The sequence below is a fragment of the Idiomarina tyrosinivorans genome (genome assembly GCF_003987475.1).
Classification (GTDB): Bacteria; Pseudomonadota; Gammaproteobacteria; order Enterobacterales; family Alteromonadaceae; genus Idiomarina; species Idiomarina tyrosinivorans.
Genome location: NZ_PIQH01000003.1, coordinates 261,948 through 283,406, shown reverse-complemented (window position 1 = coordinate 283,406; position 21,459 = coordinate 261,948). Strand labels below are relative to the sequence as shown.

The 21,459-nt window shown below is 49.3% G+C and carries 21 protein-coding genes and 1 rRNA gene; 1 reads left to right on the top strand and 21 read right to left on the bottom strand.

Features of this window, described 5'->3' with window-relative positions:
• The 5 genes from CWI84_RS04745 to rluD all read right to left on the bottom strand — a co-directional run.
• A 16S ribosomal RNA gene (locus CWI84_RS04745) occupies window positions 1–92 on the bottom strand; the annotation flags it as partial.
• Between the two features lie 355 nt (window positions 93–447).
• Complete coding sequence (gene pssA / locus CWI84_RS04740; RefSeq protein WP_126841424.1) at window positions 448–1,311, bottom strand: CDP-diacylglycerol--serine O-phosphatidyltransferase; 864 nt, start codon at window positions 1,309–1,311, stop codon at window positions 448–450.
• A 105-nt stretch (window positions 1,312–1,416) separates the two neighbouring features.
• Window positions 1,417–3,990 (bottom strand): ATP-dependent chaperone ClpB, encoded by a 2,574-nt coding sequence (gene clpB, locus CWI84_RS04735; protein WP_126841423.1) that lies wholly within the window; start codon window positions 3,988–3,990, stop codon window positions 1,417–1,419.
• A gap of 81 nt (window positions 3,991–4,071) precedes the next feature.
• Window positions 4,072–4,812, bottom strand: coding sequence for a peptidoglycan editing factor PgeF (gene pgeF, locus CWI84_RS04730; RefSeq protein WP_126841422.1), 741 nt, complete (start codon window positions 4,810–4,812; stop codon window positions 4,072–4,074).
• A complete protein-coding gene (rluD, locus tag CWI84_RS04725) occupies window positions 4,790–5,758 on the bottom strand; it encodes a 23S rRNA pseudouridine(1911/1915/1917) synthase RluD (RefSeq protein WP_126841421.1) in 969 nt (322 codons plus the stop codon). Before rluD ends, pgeF begins: the two co-directional genes overlap by 23 nt.
• A gap of 117 nt (window positions 5,759–5,875) precedes the next feature.
• On the opposite strand from rluD, the gene CWI84_RS04720 reads away from it, so the two are divergent.
• Window positions 5,876–6,640, top strand: coding sequence for an outer membrane protein assembly factor BamD (locus CWI84_RS04720; RefSeq protein ID WP_126841420.1), 765 nt, complete (start codon window positions 5,876–5,878; stop codon window positions 6,638–6,640).
• A gap of 16 nt (window positions 6,641–6,656) precedes the next feature.
• On the opposite strand, the gene glnB is transcribed toward CWI84_RS04720, so the two are convergent.
• From glnB to fliF, 16 genes are all read right to left on the bottom strand, one after another.
• On the bottom strand, window positions 6,657–6,995 hold the full coding sequence (gene glnB / locus CWI84_RS04715) for a nitrogen regulatory protein P-II (RefSeq protein ID WP_126841419.1): 339 nt from the start codon (window positions 6,993–6,995) through the stop codon (window positions 6,657–6,659).
• A gap of 8 nt (window positions 6,996–7,003) precedes the next feature.
• Window positions 7,004–8,644, bottom strand: a complete 1,641-nt coding sequence (locus tag CWI84_RS04710; RefSeq protein ID WP_126841418.1) for an NAD+ synthase — start codon at window positions 8,642–8,644, stop codon at window positions 7,004–7,006.
• 82 nt (window positions 8,645–8,726) lie between these two features.
• On the bottom strand, window positions 8,727–9,854 hold the full coding sequence (gene flhB / locus CWI84_RS04705; RefSeq protein ID WP_126841417.1) for a flagellar biosynthesis protein FlhB: 1,128 nt from the start codon (window positions 9,852–9,854) through the stop codon (window positions 8,727–8,729).
• Between the two features lie 9 nt (window positions 9,855–9,863).
• On the bottom strand, window positions 9,864–10,646 hold the full coding sequence (gene fliR, locus CWI84_RS04700; protein WP_126841416.1) for a flagellar biosynthetic protein FliR: 783 nt from the start codon (window positions 10,644–10,646) through the stop codon (window positions 9,864–9,866).
• Window positions 10,646–10,915 (bottom strand): flagellar biosynthesis protein FliQ, encoded by a 270-nt coding sequence (gene fliQ / locus CWI84_RS04695; protein ID WP_126841415.1) that lies wholly within the window; start codon window positions 10,913–10,915, stop codon window positions 10,646–10,648. Before fliQ ends, fliR begins: the two co-directional genes overlap by 1 nt.
• A gap of 17 nt (window positions 10,916–10,932) precedes the next feature.
• Complete coding sequence (gene fliP, locus CWI84_RS04690; RefSeq protein ID WP_126841414.1) at window positions 10,933–11,676, bottom strand: flagellar type III secretion system pore protein FliP; 744 nt, start codon at window positions 11,674–11,676, stop codon at window positions 10,933–10,935.
• Window positions 11,673–12,053 (bottom strand): flagellar biosynthetic protein FliO, encoded by a 381-nt coding sequence (gene fliO, locus CWI84_RS04685; RefSeq protein WP_241968731.1) that lies wholly within the window; start codon window positions 12,051–12,053, stop codon window positions 11,673–11,675. The genes fliP and fliO overlap by 4 nt, the downstream gene beginning before the upstream one ends.
• 13 nt (window positions 12,054–12,066) lie before the next feature.
• A complete protein-coding gene (fliN, locus tag CWI84_RS04680; RefSeq protein ID WP_126841413.1) occupies window positions 12,067–12,495 on the bottom strand; it encodes a flagellar motor switch protein FliN in 429 nt (142 codons plus the stop codon).
• A gap of 27 nt (window positions 12,496–12,522) precedes the next feature.
• The gene (fliM, locus tag CWI84_RS04675) at window positions 12,523–13,593 is read right to left on the bottom strand and encodes a flagellar motor switch protein FliM (RefSeq protein ID WP_126841412.1); all 1,071 of its coding nucleotides are present in this window, start codon (window positions 13,591–13,593) and stop codon (window positions 12,523–12,525) included.
• 10 nt (window positions 13,594–13,603) lie between these two features.
• The gene (gene fliL, locus CWI84_RS04670) at window positions 13,604–14,149 is read right to left on the bottom strand and encodes a flagellar basal body-associated protein FliL (protein WP_126841411.1); all 546 of its coding nucleotides are present in this window, start codon (window positions 14,147–14,149) and stop codon (window positions 13,604–13,606) included.
• A gap of 67 nt (window positions 14,150–14,216) precedes the next feature.
• On the bottom strand, window positions 14,217–16,043 hold the full coding sequence (locus CWI84_RS04665) for a flagellar hook-length control protein FliK (RefSeq protein ID WP_126841410.1): 1,827 nt from the start codon (window positions 16,041–16,043) through the stop codon (window positions 14,217–14,219).
• Between the two features lie 99 nt (window positions 16,044–16,142).
• Entirely contained in the window at window positions 16,143–16,598 is a 456-nt protein-coding gene (fliJ, locus tag CWI84_RS04660) for a flagellar export protein FliJ (protein WP_126841409.1), read from the bottom strand.
• Between the two features lie 6 nt (window positions 16,599–16,604).
• Window positions 16,605–17,942, bottom strand: coding sequence for a flagellar protein export ATPase FliI (fliI, locus tag CWI84_RS04655; protein ID WP_126841408.1), 1,338 nt, complete (start codon window positions 17,940–17,942; stop codon window positions 16,605–16,607).
• Entirely contained in the window at window positions 17,929–18,708 is a 780-nt protein-coding gene (gene fliH / locus CWI84_RS04650; RefSeq protein ID WP_126841407.1) for a flagellar assembly protein FliH, read from the bottom strand. Before fliH ends, fliI begins: the two co-directional genes overlap by 14 nt.
• 12 nt (window positions 18,709–18,720) lie before the next feature.
• A complete protein-coding gene (gene fliG, locus CWI84_RS04645) occupies window positions 18,721–19,767 on the bottom strand; it encodes a flagellar motor switch protein FliG (protein WP_126841406.1) in 1,047 nt (348 codons plus the stop codon).
• Entirely contained in the window at window positions 19,760–21,442 is a 1,683-nt protein-coding gene (fliF, locus tag CWI84_RS04640) for a flagellar basal-body MS-ring/collar protein FliF (protein ID WP_126841440.1), read from the bottom strand. The genes fliG and fliF overlap by 8 nt, the downstream gene beginning before the upstream one ends.
• Between the last annotated feature and the right edge of the window lie 17 nt (window positions 21,443–21,459).

Sequence of the window (21,459 nt, the reverse complement as noted above, 5' to 3'; positions counted from 1 at the left end):
AAGAAGCAAGCTTCTTCCTGTTACCGCTCGACTTGCATGTGTTAGGCCTGCCGCCAGCGTTCAATCTGAGCCATGATCAAACTCTTCAATTTAAAAGCTTAATCAACTCAATGAATTACGTGTGCTTCGCTATTTCTAGCTCGAACACTTCATTCATTTGTCGTCTTAGTACAATATTCTTCTGCACAACAACAAACGATAAGTGCCCACACAGTTTGCTTGGCTTGATTATGTTGTTAAAGAACGTTGCTTCACTTCGTGAAGCAGGGAGGCGTATTCTACACGTCCCATACGGTGCGTCAAGTGCTTTTTTACGCTTTCCTTCACCGCCCTGATGAAGCGTTTTTCTCCTCATCAGCGGCGGCGAATTATAAGGATCTTATGTGCCTACGCAAGATCTTTTTGCAGAATTCTTTTCAACCGCGCAGTATTTAACCGATCTGCCGATTAATCCTTCGTTTTGTCCTGCTGATCAGCGTTTTCTGCGGCTTTCTCAGACTGAGCTTTTCCACTTTCTGCTTCAGAGAAATCTGCGTCATCACAATAGTCATCGCCGACAACATGCTTTAGACGCAATTTCTTCACACTCTTAACGGTTAGGATTGGACCCGACAAGGTGTAAAGGAAGAAGATAGCAAACAATACCAAAGCGGGTTCGGTTGCAACAATCACAAAAGCCAACACAATAATTAAGATAACCAAGAAAGAGACTCGCTCTTTCCAGTTTACGTCTTTGAAAGAGTGGTAACGGAAGTTGCTCACCATTAACAGACCCGCGCAAACCGTAATTAACGCCGCCAGCCAACTCACATCTTTGCCGCTAATCTGGTATTCGGTACCGACCCAAACCATACCCGCAACAAGCGCTGCAGCACTTGGAATCGCCAAACCTTGGAAGAAACGCTTATCGTTGGTGGCAATATTAGTGTTAAAACGCGCTAACCGAAGCGCACCACCTGCGACAAAAATAAAGGCGGCTAACCAGCCAATTTTACCTAAGTCTTGAAGCGCCCAGTTATAGGCAACCAGTGCTGGGGCCATACCAAATGACACAATGTCTGCCATACTGTCGTACTGCGCACCAAAGTCACTTTCGGTTTGGGTCATTCTCGCGACTCGACCATCGATACCATCAAAGATCATCGCAATGAAAATTGCGACAGCAGCTTCAATGTATCGCTCGTTCATTGAAGAGACGATGGCGAAAAATCCTGAAAACAGACCCGCCGTGGTAAACAGGTTTGGTAATAAATAAATACCCCGCCGTTTGCCATTATTAGACGATGCTTTGTTTTCCGCTTCACTACCCATAGCTTGGTGATTCCTTAGTTAATGTAATCCGATAAGCAAGCCAACATAATAGCCTTGCCAACGCGCAGTCTAACATACGTTGTTAAAGCGGGGAAAACTTCCCCGCTATTGGCTAATTTCCAGTTGCTCACCATTTAACGCTACATTAATCGGTACTCCCGGCTGTAACTCGCCTGCCAAAATCTTCTGCGCTAACGGGTTCTCTAACTCGTGTTGGATCGCCCGTTTTAATGGCCGCGCACCAAACACGGGATCAAAACCGGTCTTCGCTAAATGCTCTAGCGCATCATCTGACAACGTCATAGTAAACTCGCGTTCTTCCAAACGTTGATACAGGCGTTGCAATTGTGCCTTAGCAATCGCTTTGATTTCGTCTTGACCTAGCGGATGGAATACTACCGTATCATCCACCCGGTTAATAAACTCAGGGCGGAAGTGTGATGCCAACACATCCATCACCATGGCTTTCATTTCGTCATAGCTGTTGTCTTTAGCATGCTCTTGGATCAAATCAGAACCTAAGTTGGAGGTCATAATAATCACCGCATTTTTGAAGTCGACGGTGCGGCCCTGACCATCCGTTAAACGGCCATCATCAAGCACCTGCAATAAGATGTTGAAAACATCCGGATGGGCTTTTTCGACTTCATCCAGCAAAATCACCGAGTACGGTTTGCGCCGTACGGCCTCCGTTAAGTAGCCGCCTTCTTCGTAACCGACATAGCCTGGAGGCGCACCTACTAGCCGAGCCACTGAATGCTTCTCCATAAACTCCGACATATCAATACGAACCATGGCGTCGTCGGTATCAAACAGGAAATTCGCCAGCGCTTTTGAAAGCTCTGTTTTACCCACACCGGTTGGACCAAGGAAGAGGAATGACCCAATCGGGCGATTAGGATCGCTTAACCCCGCTCGCGAACGCCGAATAGCATTTGCGACGGCATCCACAGCTTCGTTTTGACCAACCACCCGCTGATGCAGGTTTTCTTCCATATGAATGAGTTTTTCACGCTCGCCTTCCAGCATCTTCGCGACAGGGATCCCCGTCCAACGTGATAGAACGTCAGCAATCTCCTCCTCAGTCACGCGATTCTTCAGTAGGCTCATGTCCTGCATTTCTGCTTGCAGGGCAAGATCGAGTTGCCGCTCTAACTCAGGGATTTTGCCGTACTGCAATTCCGACATGCGGTTCAAGTCACCCGCTCGGCGAGCAATATCCAGATCGGTTCGTGCCTGCTCTAACTGGGCCTTAATGTGTTGGGTACCCTGCACCGCTGCTTTCTCGGAATTCCAAACTTCTTCCAGCTCGCTATACTTATGTTCCAATTCATCAAGTTCGTCGTGCAGAATATCCAAGCGCTTCTTACTGGCGTCATCTTTTTCTTTTTGTAGCGCTTGCTGCTCCAATTTCAACTGAATAATACGACGCTCCAAGCGGTCCAAATCTTCCGGCTTAGAATCGATCTGCATACGAATGCTTGAAGCTGCTTCATCAATCAAATCGATGGCCTTATCCGGCAACTTACGGTCGCTGATATAGCGATGAGAGAGCGACGCTGCTGCAACAATTGCCGGATCGGTAATTTCTACCGAATGGTGCAATTCGTACCGTTCTTTCAGTCCTCGTAATATGGCGATGGTATCTTCAACATTAGGTTCATCCACTAGGACTTTTTGGAAGCGTCGTTCGAGCGCGGCATCTTTCTCGATGTATTGGCGGTATTCATCCAACGTAGTGGCGCCCACGCAGTGTAATTCACCACGCGCCAACGCTGGCTTCAGCATATTACCGGCATCCATGGCACCGTCGGCTTTACCCGCACCGACCATGGTGTGTAATTCATCGATGAACAGAATCACTCGACCTTCTTCTTTCGAGAGCTCAGTGAGCACGGCTTTTAAACGTTCCTCGAACTCACCGCGAAACTTAGCGCCGGCTAACAAACCACCCAAATCAAGCGACAATACGCGCTTGTGTTTCAATCCCTCTGGTACCTCGCCGTTGACAATGCGCTGCGCTAACCCTTCAACGATTGCCGTTTTACCAACCCCAGGCTCACCAATGAGTACAGGGTTATTTTTGGTACGACGCTGCAGCACTTGAATGGTCCGACGAATTTCTTCGTCACGACCAATCACTGGGTCCAATTTACCTTGCTCTGCACGCTCAGTAAGGTCGATGGTATATTTTTCTAGTGCCTGACGTTGATCTTCAGCATTCGAATCTTCTACTTTTTGGCCATCGCGAATTTTGTTTATTGCAGCTTCAATGGCTTCCCGTGAAATCTTCATTTCTCGGAAAATCGCCCCAAGCTTTCCTTTGTCTTCGCAGGCGGCAAGAATAAACAGTTCGGAAGAGATAAACTTGTCGTTACGCTTTTGCGCATATTTGTCGCATACATTCAATAATGCGGCTGTTCCTTGCGCAAGCTGCACTTCTCCTGCCATTCCTTCGACTTGAGGAATAGCTTCTAAGGCTTTTGCTAAACGCGAACGAAACTGCGGAATATCGATACCGACCATGGTGAACAATGGACGCACCGAACCACCTTGTTGATCGAGCATCGCCTGCATTAGGTGCAGCGGTTCGATGTACTGATGATCACGGCCTACGGCAATGGATTGCGCATCGGCAATGGCCATTTGAAACTTACTGGTGAATTTATCGTGACGCATCACTCTACTCCTGAAAACTTATCACTACATTTAATGTGGGTACTTTTCAGACAGAATCAAGCATTAAACGGATAAATTTTGTTAGGTCTGAGTCACCGATGGGCGCCATATTAGGCTAGCAAAGCGGGCAGCCGCTTGATCTTTCCGCCAAGAGAAACCAAATGCTTGCGTTGCATGGGCGGTGCAGGTTTTAGCCTGATGCACTTGCACAACTCCCAGTGCCAACAACTTTTTTTCTGCAATACTTTGTAAATCCGCCAACCAATGCTGTGAATCTTGTTGCCGGAAGTCATTGCGAAAGTCGCTATTTTGCTCGGTAAAGGCCTGCCAAACATCGCTGCCAACTTGGAAACACTGGCCACAAATACTTGGCCCAATCCAGGCACGAATCGGCTGCCCGTACCTTGCGAAACGCGCCACTGTATGTTCGAGCACGCCATCGGCTAGACCTCGCCACCCTGCATGCACAGCCGCTATCTGCCGAGCATCATCGGTTGCCAGCAATATGGGTAAACAATCCGCCGTGAGCGCAGCGCAAACAGCTTTTGCTTGAGTTGCGACTATCGCGTCAGCCACTTGCGCAGGCTGCGCTTGGTCCCAGTCTACTACTCTCGTTGTGTGCTGTTGCTGCAGCCAGCGGGGAGCAGAGGGAAGCGCCAATTGCCGTTGTAATCGACGCCGACGCAGCAGCACCGAGGCAGGGTCATCACCGACATGCGCCGCTAAATTGCCTAGCCTTGCCGTAGTGACCGCTACCCGGATGTTGGCACTGAAAGGATGTTGCGGATACCAGACCTTATCAGCCGCGGGCGTGTTGCTCACGATCAATTCTCAGTTGCTCAAGCAGATGAGTAAAATCTTCAGGGTAAGGTGCCTGCCAACTCATCCACTCGCCGCTTATCGGATGGTGCAAAGAAAGTTGTACTGCATGTAATGCTTGTCGAGAAAAGCCCCGCAAGGTTTGTAAGAAGCTGTCTGATGCTTGCTTCGGTGGCCGTGGACGGCCGCCATAGGTTAAATCGCCCACCAGCGGATAGCGGATATGTGCCATATGGACCCGAATTTGGTGTGTACGACCGGTCTCCAACTTTAACCGTAGATGGGTGTGAGCACGGAAGCGCTCCATAACGCGATAATGAGTGACCGCATCGCGCCCACCTCCAACAACTGCCATATGCGTACGTTTGGTTGGATGACGACCTACCGGCTCATCAACCATGCCGCCAGCAGTCATCACGCCATTGCAAACCGCTTCATATTCGCGCTCGATTTCCCGTGCCTGCATTGCAGCCACTAAGTGGGTTTGCGCAGGCACCGTTTTGGCCACCACCATTAACCCTGTAGTATCTTTATCCAAGCGATGAATAATCCCGGCGCGTGGTACTTGATCAATCGCAGGGAAATGGTGCAATAGCGCATTTAACAGAGTGCCATCAGGTGCGCCAGCTCCGGGGTGCACCACCAGCCCCGCCGGCTTATTGATCACCAAAATATCGTCGTCTTCATAAACGACATTAAGTGGCATGGGCTGTGGTTTGTGACGCTCTTCACTCTCGAGTTCTGCGTCTACAGCCAGCAACATGCCTAAGCTGACTTTTTCTCTCGGTTTCTTAACTGGCTCGGCATCGACCGAAACCGCGCCTTCGGTAATCCACTGTTTTAATCGTGATCGAGAATAGTCTGGGAACAACTCTGCCAGTGCTTGGTCTAATCGTTTCCCAGCCAATTCTTCAGGAACAATGGCTTCTAATTGTATGGTTTCGCTCATAGCTTAAAGGTTCGACTATTAAAGCCATTACGGCTGCGTTAGAATGCATGGAATGTGCATAGTGTAACCGTTTGCAGAGCAAGCGCCAAAAGCTTTCAACAAAGGGATAAGAATTACATGATCAAACGTCATTTTGTGGCAGCCGTCGTGACCGGTGTATTCCTCTCCGGGTGTGCAGGAAGCCCGCAAGATAACAAACCGGAACTACAAAGCACCTCGATAGAGCAGCGCTACGATCACGCTCATGAACTGATTGCCATGGGTAACCTATCTGCGGCACGCGACGAGCTTTCAGAACTGAGCAAAAAATATCCTTTTGGCCCATACGCGCACCAAATTCAATTAGACCTAATATATGTTTACTATAAGCTGGACGATACCAATCAAGCATTGGCAACCATTGACCGCTTCGTCCAATTGAATCCGAACCATGAAGACATGGATTACGTATTATACATGCGTGGTTTAGTCAATCAGCGTGCCGAATACAATACGCTACAAGACATGTTTGGCATCGACCGTGCGGATCGCGACTCGACCAAATCTAGCGAAGCATTTAAAGATTTCGTCCAACTTATCAAACGCTTCCCCGACAGCGAATATGCAGCGGATGCTAAGCTAAGACTGATTGAAATTAAGCGTCGCTTGGCGCGTAAAGAGTTAAAAGCTGCACAATACTACATGGAACGCCAAGCCTATTTAGCAGCCGCTAACCGCGGCAAATACATTGTTGAGTATTACCCAAACATTCCAGAAGTTGAAAATGCCTTGGCAATTATGGTGGAAAGCTACGACCAATTGAACTTGCCAGAATTAAAGCGCGACGCTTTACGGATATTAAAACTGAACTTCCCGAACAATGCCTTAGCGAAATCGGAGTGATATGGCTGGACGCGGGTTAAACCGCGTCCTCATTTTCCTCGCCAGTACGAATTCGAATTACCCGTTCCACCGCAGATACGAAAATCTTACCATCGCCTATTTTGCCAGTTTGTGCGGTCTCTACAATCGCTTCCACGCATCGCTCAAGCTGATCGTCAGCAACCACAACTTCAACTTTTACTTTCGGCAAAAAGTCGACCATGTATTCCGCACCGCGATAAAGTTCGGTATGACCTTTCTGCCGTCCAAAGCCTTTCACTTCGGACACAGTCATACCAGCAATGCCGACTTCCGAGAGCGCTTCGCGCACATCGTCAAGTTTAAACGGCTTTATAATCGCTTCAATCTTTTTCATCCTGACACTCACTTTTCCGACGCGTTTTGGCGTTCGATTTCATAGCGGTAATGGCTGGTAATTGGGTAACGCCTATCTTTACCAAAGTTACGCGGTGTAACTTTTGGACCAACGGCCGCTTGCCGACGTTTGTATTCATTTAGATCGACCAGACGCAATACTCGCTTCACGTCTTCTTCCGCAAAGCCCGCATTGATAATTTCCAGTGCTGACCAATCCTGTTCAACATACAATGCCAGAATGCGGTCTAAATCGCCATAGGGCGGTAATGAGTCTTCGTCGACCTGGTCCGGTGCCAGTTCCGCAGACGGTGGGCGCTCGATAACACGAGGAGGAATACAGGCGGAACGTTGATTACGCAACTTCGCTAATTCAAATACTAGCAACTTCGGCACATCTTTAAGGGGAGCAAAGCCGCCACACATATCGCCATATAGGGTGGCATATCCGACCGCCATTTCGCTTTTATTGCCCGTTGTAAGTACCAAAGAATGGAGCTTATTCGACAACGCCATCAGCAAGACCCCGCGGCAACGCGACTGTAAATTTTCTTCAGTCGTATCAACACCCGCATCGCCAAATAGCGGCTGCAACTGTTGCATAAAAGCGTTGAACATTGGCTCGATTGGCACGACATCGTAATGCACGCCAAGCGTATTTGCCTGCTCAGCGGCGTCATCACGACTCATTTGCGAGGTGTAGCGGAATGGCATCATCACCGCCCGCACTCGGTCGGCACCCAAGGCATCTGTTGCAATGGCTAATGTTAGCGCGGAATCAATACCACCTGACAAACCCAACACCACGCCTTTAAAGCCGTTTTTATTGACGTAGTCGCGAACACTGAGCACTAACGCGTCATATACTTCCGCCAACGAGGATTCAGATGCATGATGTGCCATTGCGCTAGCACTAATTATATCGCCTTCAATAGTCAGGGTGGCGTGGCTCGGTTCGCAATGGCCCAATTCGGCAACCAGTTCACCTTGGCCATTCAGTACCAACGAATGACCATCAAAAATCAGTTCATCTTGCCCGCCGCAATTATTTAGATAGACAATCGGTTTTCCAGACTCAGCAACACGCTGCCTCAGCACGCCTAAGCGCTGTTCGTGTTTGTCCATTTGGTAAGGCGACGCATTAATAGATAGCACCCAATCGATATGTTCTTGGGCTAATTTTGCCAGCGGATCGGGATGCCAAAGATCTTCGCAGATTAGCAAACCAATGCGTTGTCCACGCCACTCGAAAACCACCGACTCATGCCCAGGAATAAAGTACCGTTGTTCATCAAACACACCATAGTTCGGTAACCGTTGTTTGTGATAGCGGTGCAAGCATTCTCCGCGATGTAACACTGAAAGGCTGTTAAAACGCTGTTCTCCGATCGCATGCGGGTGGCCTACAATCACCACCGTTTCCGATGCCGCTGCACTGATTTGTTCTACTGCATTATCAACGGCCTGCTGCATATCATCACGAAGTAACAGATCTTCTGGTGGGTAACCGGTGATCGCCAATTCAGGAAACACAATGATATCGTGCTCAGCACTTTGCTCGCGAATGGTCGCAAGGATTTTACTGGTATTTTCATGAATCGCGCCGACAGTAAAATCGAGCTGCGCAAGACAAACGGTTAATGCGGTCATGGATTCTGCCACTTTAATACAAGTCTATGAATGCCAAATTTGGCGTATTGGGAGCGCATAATATAGCAGCAGCATCGCCGCATCAATGGCGCAACTCGTCAGGAATAGTGGATTCTGTGTTGTTTAGCTGTGGTCGCTTACCTTTTCCTTTGCGGAATGCTTTCAACTGGTAAACATATGCCAGCACTTGCGCCACGGCAACGAATAACCCTCGAGGAATTTCCTGTTCCAGTTCGGTGGTGTGGTATATGGAGCGCGCTAAAGCGGGTGAGGCAACTAATGGAATATCATATTCTAGTGCAATTTCACGAATTTTCGCCGCGGTTTCGTCCGTTCCTTTGGCTAACAGCACAGGCGCTTGTTCACCGTTTTGCTCGTATTTGAGGGCAACCGCATAGTGCGTCGGGTTAGTCACTATCACATCGGCATTGGGCACTTCTTGCATCATCCGCCGCTGCGCCATTTCCATTTGTAAGCGACGAATACGTCCTTTTACTTCTGGGCTACCTTCGGTCTCTTTGTGCTCATCTTTGACCTCTTGCTTGGTCATCTTCAAATCTTTGTTATGCTTCCACAGTTGGAATGGCGCATCGATGACTACAATCAACAACATTGAACAGCAGATCAGCATAAACATCCACAGCAACATTTCTACGGCTTCTTCCATCATCAGCGGCATTTGCCCGATAGAAATGGACAAGATGTGCCCGAACTGCCACTTCAGTAGCAGCGTTGCAGTGATCGCCACCACAAAAAACTTGGCAAATCCTTTCAGCAGTTCTACCCCTGCTTGCGCACCAACCATACGCTTAAGACCTTTTAATGGGCTCATCCGAGAAAACTTAGGCTCCATTGCTTTCCAGCTAAAATTAAAACCGCCTAACCAAATGTTGCCCCAAAAGGTGCCAATAACAATCACCAAAAAAATCAGCATTAACGGCCAAATAATGAGCCCGACTGCAGCCCCAAGGTTGGTAAACATTTTGGTGGTATCAAACGCATGCTGGCGATCAATCAACAGTAAAAAATGTCCCAGTTTTTCCATCTGCGACACTAAATAGCTGCCAAACCAGAAAAAACCCGCAGCCGAACTGAGCAATACAAACGCCGTGCCTAACTCTTTCGATCGGGCTATCTGACCTTTTTCTCGAGCCTCTCTTTTGCGTTTCTCTGTGGGGTCTTCACTGCGTTCTTGATCAGTCTCTGCCATACTCCACCCCTAACAAGCATTGCCCATGACCTGACACATCAGGTGCACAGTGGTCTGCCAATGCCGTTCAAAATGCGCTAAAAAGCCGCCAATAGTCAGCCAAAGAATCAACAGACCGCTGACCATTGCTACCGGAAAGCCGATCGCGAAAATGTTCAATTGTGGCGCAGCTCGGGTCATAATCCCAAAGCTCAAGTTAATCAGCAATAGCGCAATCATTGCCGATAGCATGCTTGCCAGCGCCACCGAGAACATCATGGTGCCAAAGTCGGCTATCGCTCGCATCGAAATATGGCTAATACCCGTTAAACCCACCGGTATGGTATCGAAGCTTGTAACGATTAACCGGAACATCATTAAATGACCATCAAATGCCAAGAATAATAGGCTGGCTAACATTAAAAAGAACTGCGCAATCACCGGTACTTGTTGGCCATTTGCGGGGTCAACCATAGAGGCAAAGCCCAAGCCAATTTGCATGGCAATAAACTGTCCGGTTAATACGAACGTTTGCAGGAAGAGAATAGATACTGTGCCCAGTGCCACGCCGATAATGATCTGCTGTGCAGTGATAACAAAACCCGCAACCGAGAACATCTCCACACCAACATTGATAGCAGGAAGTGCAGGGGCAACAGCAAATGTGATGGCAACACTCAAAAGCAGCTTAATACGTTGGTTAATCAGCGTACCAGAAAGCAGTGCCATACTCATAATCATTGCCGATATTCGAGTCATCGGCCACAGATGCTGAGCCAGCCAATCCATGACCACTGAGGTCACGAGGTCCATCAGCCAACCACTTCAGGAATACGCGCAAACATATCGAGGGTGAAATCCATCAGTTGTTGCACTAACCAATGGCCGCCAAGCCCAATCACTGTGAGGGTAATTAACAACCGCGGAAGGAAGCTCAGGGTCTGTTCGTTAATGGAGGTCGCGGCCTGGAATACCGCAACTAATAGCCCCACCAATAGACTGGGCAAAATAATGACTGCCACCATGGTAACAATCAATTGCAGCGCTTCTTGGAAGACGTCGAGAAAAACCTCAGGGGACATAACGCAGAGCCCTCCAGCTACATGCCAAAGCTACCCGCGAGGGTGCTCATGGTTAAGTTCCAGCCATCAACCAGCACGAACAACATCAATTTGAACGGCAATGACACGATCATTGGCGATAACATCATCATACCCATTGCCATCAATACACTGGCAACAACAAGGTCAATAATCAGAAACGGAATAAACAACATAAAGCCGATTTGAAACGCCGTTTTCAGTTCCGAAGTAATAAACGACGGAATCAATACCGACAGCGGCACTTGTTCCGGCGCAGTCACATTTTCGGTACCAGAAATGTCCAGAAACGTTTCTAAATCGGTTAACCGTGTCTGCGATAGCATAAAGGCCTTCATCGGTGCCTCAGCGCGGTCGAGCGCTTCCATCGAAGTAATCGATTCATTCATGTATGGCTGCAAAGCGTTCTGGTTTATTTCGTTGAATACCGGGGTCATGATGAAGAAGCTTAAAAATAACGAAATACCAATCAGTACCTGGTTCGAGGGAGATTGTTGCAAACCAATCGCTTGGCGCAAAATCGCTAACACCACAATAATGCGAGTAAAAGAGGTCATCATAATGACCATCGCTGGAATAAACGTCAGCGCTGTCATTATGGCGAGAATTTGAAGGGTTACGGAGTATTCTTGCGTGCCGTCAGGATTCGTTTTTACCGTTACCGCAGATATATCTTGTGCCCAAGCTAGGTCGGGAATCAAAAAGATGACAGCGACAAGTAGAAGGGGCCAAAAAGACTTCATGTTATATTATTATCCTTGGTTGTTTTTCCACCCCGCGCAAAGCGCCATATATTTTGTAGCGTCATTGTTTCCGGCTTTGCTGTGGCCGTCACCGCAAACCCCTCGGGCAATTCTTTGAGGACGTTAACCGACTGCGAAGTAACGCCAAGCAACAACTTATCGTCCCCCACTTTTACCACCACTAAACGCTCTTTAGCGCCGAGCGACACTGAGCTCATCACTTCAATGCCGGAGCCGTTTTGCAACTTCAAATTCAGTCGCTTAACCAACATCGCTAGGCCGATGATAACAGCCAACACCAATAATAACGACAGCAACATTGCGCCGTAGTCATTTGCGGTAATAACGCCAACACCGCGGTCGGCTGTTTCCGTCACTGCCGTCAGCATACTAACGTAACTTGCGAATACGTTCGATCTGACTGATCACGTCAGTTAAGCGAATACCGAACTTATCATTTACCACCACCACTTCGCCGTGCGCGATCAGCGTGCCGTTAACCAACACGTCTAATGGCTCACCTGCTACACGTTCGAGTTCAACCACTGACCCCTGATTTAACTGCAACAAGTTACGAATACTGATTTGTGAACGGCCGACCTCCATAGAAATGGTCACTGGAATGTCCAAAATGGCATCCAGCTTGGTCTTCTGGTTTTCCGACAAGTCCGAGCTATCCGTTAATTCTTCCAGCTCAGCAGTCTGCACACCCGCGTTTTCTTCAGCTTGGCCGTCGCCGTCACCGCCATCTTCTTCGGCGGCCTGCTCAGCCATCGCAGCTTCCCATTCGTCCATGGTGTTATCGTCTTCACTGCTCATAAGTGCCTCTTTTTACTTCGTTCAACCCTACAGGTCGATATCTTCTTCTAACTGTTGCAACTCAGCGTCACCACCAATCCGACGTCCGCCTCGCGTTAACATATGAATATCTGATTTCACCGTTTCTGGGCGTTTGATCTTCTCACTGATCTTCAACGCCACATTTTCTCGCGAACGTCCCAGCTTGGCGTGGAAGGTTGGCAAGTCCTCAATAAATACGGTCAAATCGTCTGGCATTTCTAGCGGCAACACATCGCCGGGTTGTAAATCCATGATCTCACGTAAAGACATTTCTGATTCCGCGAGCTTAGCATTCAACTCGACTGGCACATCCATGATCTCGTCACGTAATGCCTTACTCCAGCGCATGTCGGTGTCTTCTTTATCCGATTGCACACCCGCGTCTAACAATTCGCGAATCGGCTCGAGCATGGAGTACGGCAAAGCAATATGGAAATCGCCGCCACCGCCATCCAGTTCAATATGGAACGAACTAATAACAATCACTTCGGTCGGGCTCACAATGTTCGCCATCGCTGGGTTAACTTCTGAATCCAGATACTCGAAACCGACGTCCATCACTGGCGCCCACGCTTCTTTGTAATCTTCAAACACCAGCTTCAGCAACATCTGAATAATGCGCCGCTCCGTTGGCGTGAATTCACGCCCCTCGATTTTGGCGTGGTAACGACCATCACCACCAAAAAAGTTATCTACCAAAATAAAGACTAAACGGGCTTCCATCGTAATCAATGCCGTGCCTTTCAGTGGACGGAAGCGCACCATATTTAAACTAGTCGGTACAAATAGCGTGTGCACATATTCGCCAAACTTGATCATCTGCACGCCGTTAATCGACACCTCAGCGGTACGACGCATCATATTGAACAAGCTGACTCGCATATGCCGAGCAAAGCGTTCATTAACGATCTCCAGGGTCGGCATCCGGCCCCGAACGATACGATCCTGCGAAGAAAAGTCGTAGTCCAACGCATCGTTGGCCGCTTCTGAGGAATCGACATCTTCCTCTTCAACGTCATCTACGCCATGCAGTAACGCATCAATTTCGTCTTGTGAGAGTAAATCACTGACTGCCATAATCGCTCACTTATTGCAGAACAAATCCGGTAAAGAGTACTTTCTCCACCACCGGCTTGCCGATAGTTTCCTGTAAAACTTTCCTCACTTCTGCCAAGCCGAGTTCTTGCACTTTCGCTTTGCCCTCTGCAGTTTGCAAAGCGTCGGCGGTAGAAGATGAGAACACTTGGTGTAACGTGCCCTCGATTAAAGGAATATGCTTTTTCGCTAATTCTTCGTTTTCGGCACCACGTACCAGCAGCTGAACCTTTATTTGTACCAATCGGTCACGTGCATCGCCTGGAACGTTAAAGACAAACGGCCGCGGCATACCAACATACAACGCGTCACCTTCATTAGGCGCGGGTCCGGCGGGAACCTCCGCGGCTGTTGCAGTTTCACTGCTTTGTGGTGCCGCTGCGGGCGGCTCGTCATCACCACTGAGCAACCACCAACCCACACCGCCTGCGATAATAACAACCACCACGGCGGCAATAATGATTAGCAGCTTGCGCTTACCACCAGCGCCACCGCCTTCTTCACCGTCTTGTTGTTCTTCCGTTGTATCATCAGCCATGTTTCTCTCCATCCATCGGCGCTAACGTCATTATGAACGACTCACTCGTCCCTGTCATGCGCTGCAATTAGACGTAAAAGTCGACCTGTCCAGCATCAAGTAATAGTTCACCGGCCGCCATCGTTAGTTCTACCGCATCGGCTTCGTCACTGGCAGCCCCTAAACCGCGGCTACCGCTGTTAGCCTCGGCGGTTTCGCGTTCGTCTCCTTGCAGCTGCTCGCCTACTTGACTATCGGCTAATTGCAGCCCTTGTTGCTCTAGCATTTCGCGTAACCGCGGTAATGCCTGTTCAATGGCTTCACGAGCTTGGGGGTTCTGAACTTGGAATTGCACCGTCGCTTGATCTTGGTGAGTATGAATACGGATATGCAGACTACCCAAATCCGGCGGATCTAATCGAATCTCTGCCCGTTGGGCGCCCTGACTCATCATAATAGAAATGCGTTCTTGCAGCATCCGTGGTGCTTCAGCATGAGTAATATCAATGGCTTGCTGTCCTGCTGCCCCCACTAGATTGGCATTTTGCGCAGTCGCCGTTGCACTGATGTTGCTCGCTGCAACGGTGGCATTGGTGCTCTGCCAAGTCGCTGTAATATTACTCGGCGCGCTATCGGTCTGCTGCGCCAGCACTCGTTGCTGGATAGTTGCCGCTAGCTGTTCAGCAGCACTTTTTGCATCCGCTTTTGGCGCTTGTTGCGCACTATCGTTACTGCTGAGTGGTTGTCCTTCAACTGCTTTAGCCTGAGTTCCGCTAGTGCCCTCTGCCGCTGCCGTGCCTGGCAAGGTGATTTTTGGTCCTTCTTTACGGGTATCTGACATCGTCGCAGGAATCGTTCGTGCCTGGCTGCCTGCTACCAAAGTCTCAGTCGCTTGACCTTTGTCGACGGTGTTAGACGGCGCAACTGACTTGTCCGCCTTATTGAGCAGGGCGGTTAACTCAGCCGCTAAATTTTTCAAACTGTCATCGCCACCTTTTGTGGCAATATCATTAACAGGTGTAGCGGCCTTTGCCGAATTTGCTTGGCGTAGCAGTTGTTGCAGCTTCTCCAGTAATGCTTGCCGTTGTTGCTGGCTCAATGCGGCTGTTGCAACGCTTGTACTGCCATCAGCAGGCACTTGGCCTTTTATCTGTTCAGGTGATGGTTGCTGCTCGCCATGCGCCGCCGATACTAATGCTTGCATTAGTGTCAGTAACTTGACAGCTTGTTGTTCGGCGTCTGTTTGGGGACTTTCTGCAGCGTCAGCATCATTCGCTTTGGCATCTGCTGCTTTAGCTGTGCCCTGCTGCGCTAACAGCAAATTGGCAAGTTGTTGCCACATTTCTGCACTGCTCTGCTGCGCGGACTCGGCAGCTTGCTGTTCAGTAGCGGCCTGATCGGCTTGGTTTTCATTATCCACGCTACGGCTTTGCTCACCCTCGCTATCCTGCTGTTTAAGCAGTGCTAGCAATTGTGCAACGAGACTCTGTAGCTGTTCGCTTGAAGCTGATGCATCGTCTGCTGCAGGCTTTTGAATCTTAGTATCGATTTGACCTTGTTTATCTTGTTGGTGCGCAACCAACTGCTGTTGCATAGACTGCAATAGTTCGACCCATTGTTCGAGGTCTGCGTTATCTTGTTGGCGTTGATTTTGCGCAACCTGTTGAGTCGCTTCTTCCGTTGCGTCAGCCGCTTCGGCAAACTTTTGCCGCTTGATGGCCTCGCGCTGAAAAAGGATTTGCTCGCCACTCTTAGTAGGGGCTCCTTGCGACGCGTTAGAATCTTTCGCCCGCTGGCTGGCGAAAGCCTGTGCAAATTCACCGGCATTGCTTGATTGCTCTGCGGTATCACGGCTGCCCTTGGTCTCCTGCTGGAGGAACACTGCAGTTATTTCAGACTGTTTTAGCTGTTGCATAGGTCGTCATCTCTATCAGTATCTAACGCCAGTATATCGACGCCCTCTTGACGTCTGTTCGCTGACCGATAATCAGACTTTGCAATATGTGTTCCAATTTTAGCTTTTAGCGGCTTTTTTATTGCGGATAAAACGTTGGCTGGAGAAGTCGTCAAGATTTTTCTGCTCTTTGCGAGCAACCGCTTGCGCTTCTTGCTTCTCTCTTTGCTCAATCAGATAACGGATGGATTCCGTTTTGCGGCGTTGTTCGAGCCATTGTTGGCGGCGCTGTTCTACTACTTGCTGCAACGTTTGCAACTCACCATGCAACTGTTCAACACCCTCATCAAGTTTACCGACGAAAGCGTGGTACTGACCAAAGTTGAGTGAGCCAATGCCTTGACTGCCGCGATTTTGCAGCTGTCGCAAATAGTCATAACGGTATTGTTCCATTCCCTGCAATTGCTGCTGCTGTTGCTGCAATTGCATTTGCGCTTGAGCAAAACGTTGCGCAGCTTGGTCTTCACGGCGCTGTTCCAGCTCTTCAACCATTTTTAATTGGCGAATTTCAGCCATTGCTTATTACCCACTTTGGCCATGCACGAGTTGCTGCAACTGCACTAAACTTTCATCGTACGTCATCACTTTTTTCATCGGCTGTTGGAGAAACTTTTCCACTCGTGGATAGTTCGCGATCGCTTGATCGATTTGCGGATCGCTACCGCGCGTATAGGCGCCAATAGCAATTAAATCGCGATTCCGACGGTATTGCGAGAACCATTGTCGTACTTGCACGGCTTGTGCCATGTGTTCATCAGACACCACTTGTGGCATCACCCGACTGATCGACGCTTCAACATCAATGGCGGGGTAATGGCCGGCGTCCGCTAATTGCCGATTCAACACAATGTGGCCATCAAGAATGGCTCGAGCGGAATCTGAGATTGGATCCTGAAGGTCATCGCCTTCGGTCAGGACGGTATAAAATGCGGTAATCGAGCCCTGCCCTTCGCCACCGTTACCGGCTCGCTCTACTAACTGCGGTAATTTAGCAAACACCGAGGGCGGATAGCCTTTCGTTGCTGGGGGTTCACCAACGGCTAATGCAATTTCCCGCTGTGCCATGGCGTAGCGAGTCAAAGAATCCATTAGCAGCAGCACTTTCAGGCCTTGATCGCGAAAGTATTCTGCCACCTCTGCCGCGGTTTCACAGCCGCGCAGACGCAGTAACGGCGATTGGTCGGCTGGAGAGGCAACAACCACCGAACGCTGGCGGCCCTCTTCGCCGAGGATCTCTTCAATAAATTCTTTTACCTCACGGCCACGTTCACCGATCAAGCCAACCACTATCACATCCGCGGTTGTACCGCGAGTCATCATCCCTAACAGCACACTTTTGCCGACCCCACTGCCGGCAAACAATCCCATCCGCTGCCCTTGGCCAACGGTTAGCAATGCATTGATCGCGTTAACACCAACATCAAGGGGTTGATTGACAGGGCGCCGATGCAACGGATTCATGGTTTGCCGCTTTTGCCGCGTCATTTGTTGTGCGCGAATAGGTCCTTTACCATCTAAAGGGCGTCCTTTAGCGTCTATAACTCGGCCAAGCAACTCCATACCTAAGGGTACCATTTGTTGTTGCCGTAACGGTTTTACTCGCGCCCCTGGCACCACACCTTCCGCGTCATCAATAGGCATTAAATAACTGATTTGATTTTCAAAGCCGACGACTTCCGCTTGAATTTCGCCTTGTTCACTTTCTACGGAACAGAGCGAACCGATGGGCGCGCGGCAGCCAACCGCTTCAAACATCAACCCGACAACGCGGGTTAAATAGCCAGATACCAGTGTGCGCGGCGGAGTAATTCGGCCCTGTGCTTGCTGCAAGAAGTGTTGGAGTTGTTCAGTTCGATTCATCGCTGACGTCCGTCCGCCCCAGCACTTGGCTGAACACATCCTGCATCCGCGCGGCTAAGGTAAAGTCGACACTTGAAGATTCGGTGGTCACGCGACAACCGCCACGTTGCTGCAGCTCGTCTTTGCTCAACAGCCAACCGTTGTCTTTCAGTGTGTCTTCTCCGTAGTGTTCGGTAAGAATCTCTAGGTCATCAGGGTGAAGATGTATCACCACCCGTTCATCGGTAACCGGCAACACATCTAAGGCTTTTTCTACCGACTGTTTGATAACGTCAATGGATTGCGTAACTTCCACTAAACAAACTTGTCGTGCTAATTCGATAACCATTTGTAGCAATTGCTCACGCACTTGCTTGTCAACCACTTGGAGCGGCTGTTGGAGTTCGTCGATAACTTGCGCCAGCGCCGACAGTTGTTCAGCAACCTCCTCTTGGCCTTGCGTGATCCCTTGTTCGCGGCCTTCTTCTTGGCCGAGCGTCAAGCCTTCTTCTTTACCTTGCTGTAAGCCCTGCTGATGACCATCTTCAAAGCCTTGTTTAAGGCCCTCTTGATAGCCTTCTTGGCGGGCTGCTTCGCGAATTTGCTCCAACTCTTCGGCGGTCAGCGGTTTGGCTTCTGCCTCTTCAACATGATCCGCCTCCGGCGGTTCATACTGCCAACGCCGCGGCTTATTCAGCGCATTGGTGCCACTCTGCTTTTGTGCTTCAGCATCGGTAATATCGGGTAAATCCCAAAGCGAGGTGCTAGACGTCTTGTCCTCGGTCATAATGCTTTACCCTTATAAGAATTCTTCGCCGCCACCGCCGCCAAGCATAATTTCACCGGCGTCAGCTAAACGGCGCGCTGCAGCAAGGATTTCTTTTTGTGCAGATTCCACTTCACTAATTCGCACAGGTCCCATTGCTTCAAGGTCATCTTGCAGCATTTCGCCAGCACGTTTAGACATATTGTTGAAGATTTTGTCACGTACTGCATCGTCTGCACCTTTCAGTGCTTTCTGCAGGACGTCGCCCTCTACCTCACGCAGCAAGGCTTGGATGCCACGGTCGTCGACATCGACTAGGTTCTCGAAGACAAACATCAAGTCTTGGATTTGCTGACTCATTTCTTCGTCTTGCTCGCGGATAGCGTCCATTAACTGACCCTCGATATTGGTATCGAGGTAGTTCATGATGTCTGCAGCAGCTTTCAAGCCGCCCATCTTCGCCGCCTGAGCACCGGCTTGGCCAGCGAATTGTTTCTCCATGATCTCGTTTAACTCTTGTAACGCAGCAGGCTGGACTTCTTCCAAATTGGCAATCCGCATCATCAAGTCCAAACGCACTTTTTCAGAGAACTGCGCCATAATTTCCGCACTTTGCTCGGCATCAAGGTAGGACAATACAATGGTCTGAATTTGTGGGTGTTCGTTGCGGATAATGGTCGCAACCTGTTTTGAGTCCATCCACTTCAGTGAATCCAAGCCTTTCGCGCCACCCCCCATAACGATCTGCTCGATAAGGTTACCGGCTTTATCTTCACCCAGTGCGGCGGTAAGGGCTTTACGCACAAACTCTTCGCTCTTGAAGCCGATATTGGTGAACTTCTGGATTTCTTGTAAAAACAGGTTGTGAACCGCATTCACTTTGTCTTGGCCAAAATCTTCCAAGCTAGCCATTGCCATCCCCACCTTCTGTACCTGTTTCGGTTCAAGGTGTTTAAGGATTTGCGCAGCATCTTCTTCCGATAAACTGAGCAACAGAATTGCAGCCTTTTCGACGCCCTCTAGTTTATTGACGTCGAACTCGGTTTCTGAACGTTTGGTTTTTAATTGCGTATCAGGCATCTTCGTTCAACCATGCTTTCACGACCAGTGAAGAAAGCTCAGGTTCATTCGCGACCAGAGCGCGAACCGCTTTCAACAAGTCTTCATCTTTATGCAAGTCCGGCAACTGCAGATTTCCATCTGGGCCGAAACCAACGGCACTCTCATCAAAGTCTGATGATAACAGATCGATGGTTTCATCACCCAAGCTTTCATCTTGGTCCAGCAACCGATCGATATCATCTTCTTGAACCGCTGCAGGATTCATCAATTTCTTCAGCATTGGTCTGACGACTGCTAAGATCAGTACAATAATAACCAGCGCGCCCATTGCCAATCTGAACATCCGCCAGAACCAAGGTTGCTCCCATAACGGCGGCTCCTCTGCGGTTAAATCAGGCAACTCGGCAAACGGCACAGTGACCACCTCTAGGCTGTCTCCGCGGTTAATATCAAATCCTAGGCCGCCTTGTAGTAATCGTCGAATATCTGCTAACTCTTCTGCGGTGCGTGGCACCATTTGCGTCTCGCCGTTTTCATTGGTCACTTTTTTGTAATCAACCGCGACCGAAACGCTCAAGCGTTTGATCACGCCTGATTGCTGTTTGGTATGACTAATGGTGTTATCCAACTCGTAATTACGGGTTGCTTCAGTGTGCGAACTCCCTGGCGTCACTTGCTGGTTTGCACTTCCTGTTGCTTGTTCAGGAATTGCTGAATCGAGCGGAGGTTGGTTACTCAGTGCGCCTGGAATGCCCCCAATAGCATCACCAATAGAGCGGTTTTCTACTATCATCTCACTGCGCACCGCAGGCATATCTGGATTGAAGTCGCGCCGGGTTTGCTCTGATTCAGTAAAGTCCATAGTTACATCAACTTGCGCGGTATAATTGTCATAGCCCAATATAGGCACCAAAATACCGTCGATTTTGTTCATGTAGGTCTCTTCGCGCATCCGTTCTAGTTGGTACTCACGCGAACTACGCACCGCCAACGCACTTTGCGACCCAGAATTCAGCAAACGGCCATTCTGATCGGTGACGGTCACTTGTTGGGTTTCCAAATTGGTCACAGACGACGCCACTAAATCAACAATCGACGCGACCTCTTCATCAGACAACGATTGGTTGCCTTTGACTTCCACCATCACCGAGGCACTTGGCTTTTTCTCCCGTCGTGCAAAAACGTTCTCTTTCGGCACCGCGAGCAGCACTCGAGCGCCTGCAATGGCCTTCATTTCTTCAATAGTGCTGGCAAGTTGCAATTCTCTAGAGTGCAATAAACGTCGGCGTTCAAGTCGTTGGCTCACACCAAAGCCTGGCTCAGCCATGATGATCTCTGCGCCAGTACTCTCTTGTTTACCGTAATTCACGCCAGCACGTGTTAGCTGAAGTTTAATGGCATCGTATTGCTCTTCTGGAACGGAAACGACACTACCATCGACTTTGTATTCAATTTGGTTGGCATCTAAGTAATCAAGGGTCTCGATTAACTGTTCCGTTTCCAGCTTGCCCAAGGGGCGGAATGTTGACTCCTGCGCCCATAACATAATGAAGATCGCAATCGCGACACAGATAGATAACGCCAAAACGACAATAATTTGGCGCAGGGTATCAAAGTTACCGACTACTGACAGTATCGACGACTTCCCAGTATTTTCTGACTCTGATGGGGTATCAGGAGTATCGGATACCATCAACTCAGTAGATTCTG

Coding starts and splice junctions, on each gene's coding strand:
- pssA (WP_126841424.1), bottom strand. CDS start 1,311: ATGGGTAGTGAAGCGGAAAACAAAGCATCGTCTAATAATGGCAAACGG.
- clpB (WP_126841423.1), bottom strand. CDS start 3,990: ATGCGTCACGATAAATTCACCAGTAAGTTTCAAATGGCCATTGCCGAT.
- rluD (WP_126841421.1), bottom strand. CDS start 5,758: ATGAGCGAAACCATACAATTAGAAGCCATTGTTCCTGAAGAATTGGCT.
- CWI84_RS04720 (WP_126841420.1), top strand. CDS start 5,876: ATGATCAAACGTCATTTTGTGGCAGCCGTCGTGACCGGTGTATTCCTC.
- glnB (WP_126841419.1), bottom strand. CDS start 6,995: ATGAAAAAGATTGAAGCGATTATAAAGCCGTTTAAACTTGACGATGTG.
- CWI84_RS04710 (WP_126841418.1), bottom strand. CDS start 8,644: ATGACCGCATTAACCGTTTGTCTTGCGCAGCTCGATTTTACTGTCGGC.
- flhB (WP_126841417.1), bottom strand. CDS start 9,854: ATGGCAGAGACTGATCAAGAACGCAGTGAAGACCCCACAGAGAAACGC.
- fliR (WP_126841416.1), bottom strand. CDS start 10,646: ATGGACCTCGTGACCTCAGTGGTCATGGATTGGCTGGCTCAGCATCTG.
- fliQ (WP_126841415.1), bottom strand. CDS start 10,915: ATGTCCCCTGAGGTTTTTCTCGACGTCTTCCAAGAAGCGCTGCAATTG.
- fliP (WP_126841414.1), bottom strand. CDS start 11,676: ATGAAGTCTTTTTGGCCCCTTCTACTTGTCGCTGTCATCTTTTTGATT.
- fliN (WP_126841413.1), bottom strand. CDS start 12,495: ATGAGCAGTGAAGACGATAACACCATGGACGAATGGGAAGCTGCGATG.
- fliM (WP_126841412.1), bottom strand. CDS start 13,593: ATGGCAGTCAGTGATTTACTCTCACAAGACGAAATTGATGCGTTACTG.
- fliL (WP_126841411.1), bottom strand. CDS start 14,149: ATGGCTGATGATACAACGGAAGAACAACAAGACGGTGAAGAAGGCGGT.
- CWI84_RS04665 (WP_126841410.1), bottom strand. CDS start 16,043: ATGCAACAGCTAAAACAGTCTGAAATAACTGCAGTGTTCCTCCAGCAG.
- fliJ (WP_126841409.1), bottom strand. CDS start 16,598: ATGGCTGAAATTCGCCAATTAAAAATGGTTGAAGAGCTGGAACAGCGC.
- fliI (WP_126841408.1), bottom strand. CDS start 17,942: ATGAATCGAACTGAACAACTCCAACACTTCTTGCAGCAAGCACAGGGC.
- fliH (WP_126841407.1), bottom strand. CDS start 18,708: ATGACCGAGGACAAGACGTCTAGCACCTCGCTTTGGGATTTACCCGAT.
- fliG (WP_126841406.1), bottom strand. CDS start 19,767: ATGCCTGATACGCAATTAAAAACCAAACGTTCAGAAACCGAGTTCGAC.
- fliF (WP_126841440.1), bottom strand. CDS start 21,442: ATGGTATCCGATACTCCTGATACCCCATCAGAGTCAGAAAATACTGGG.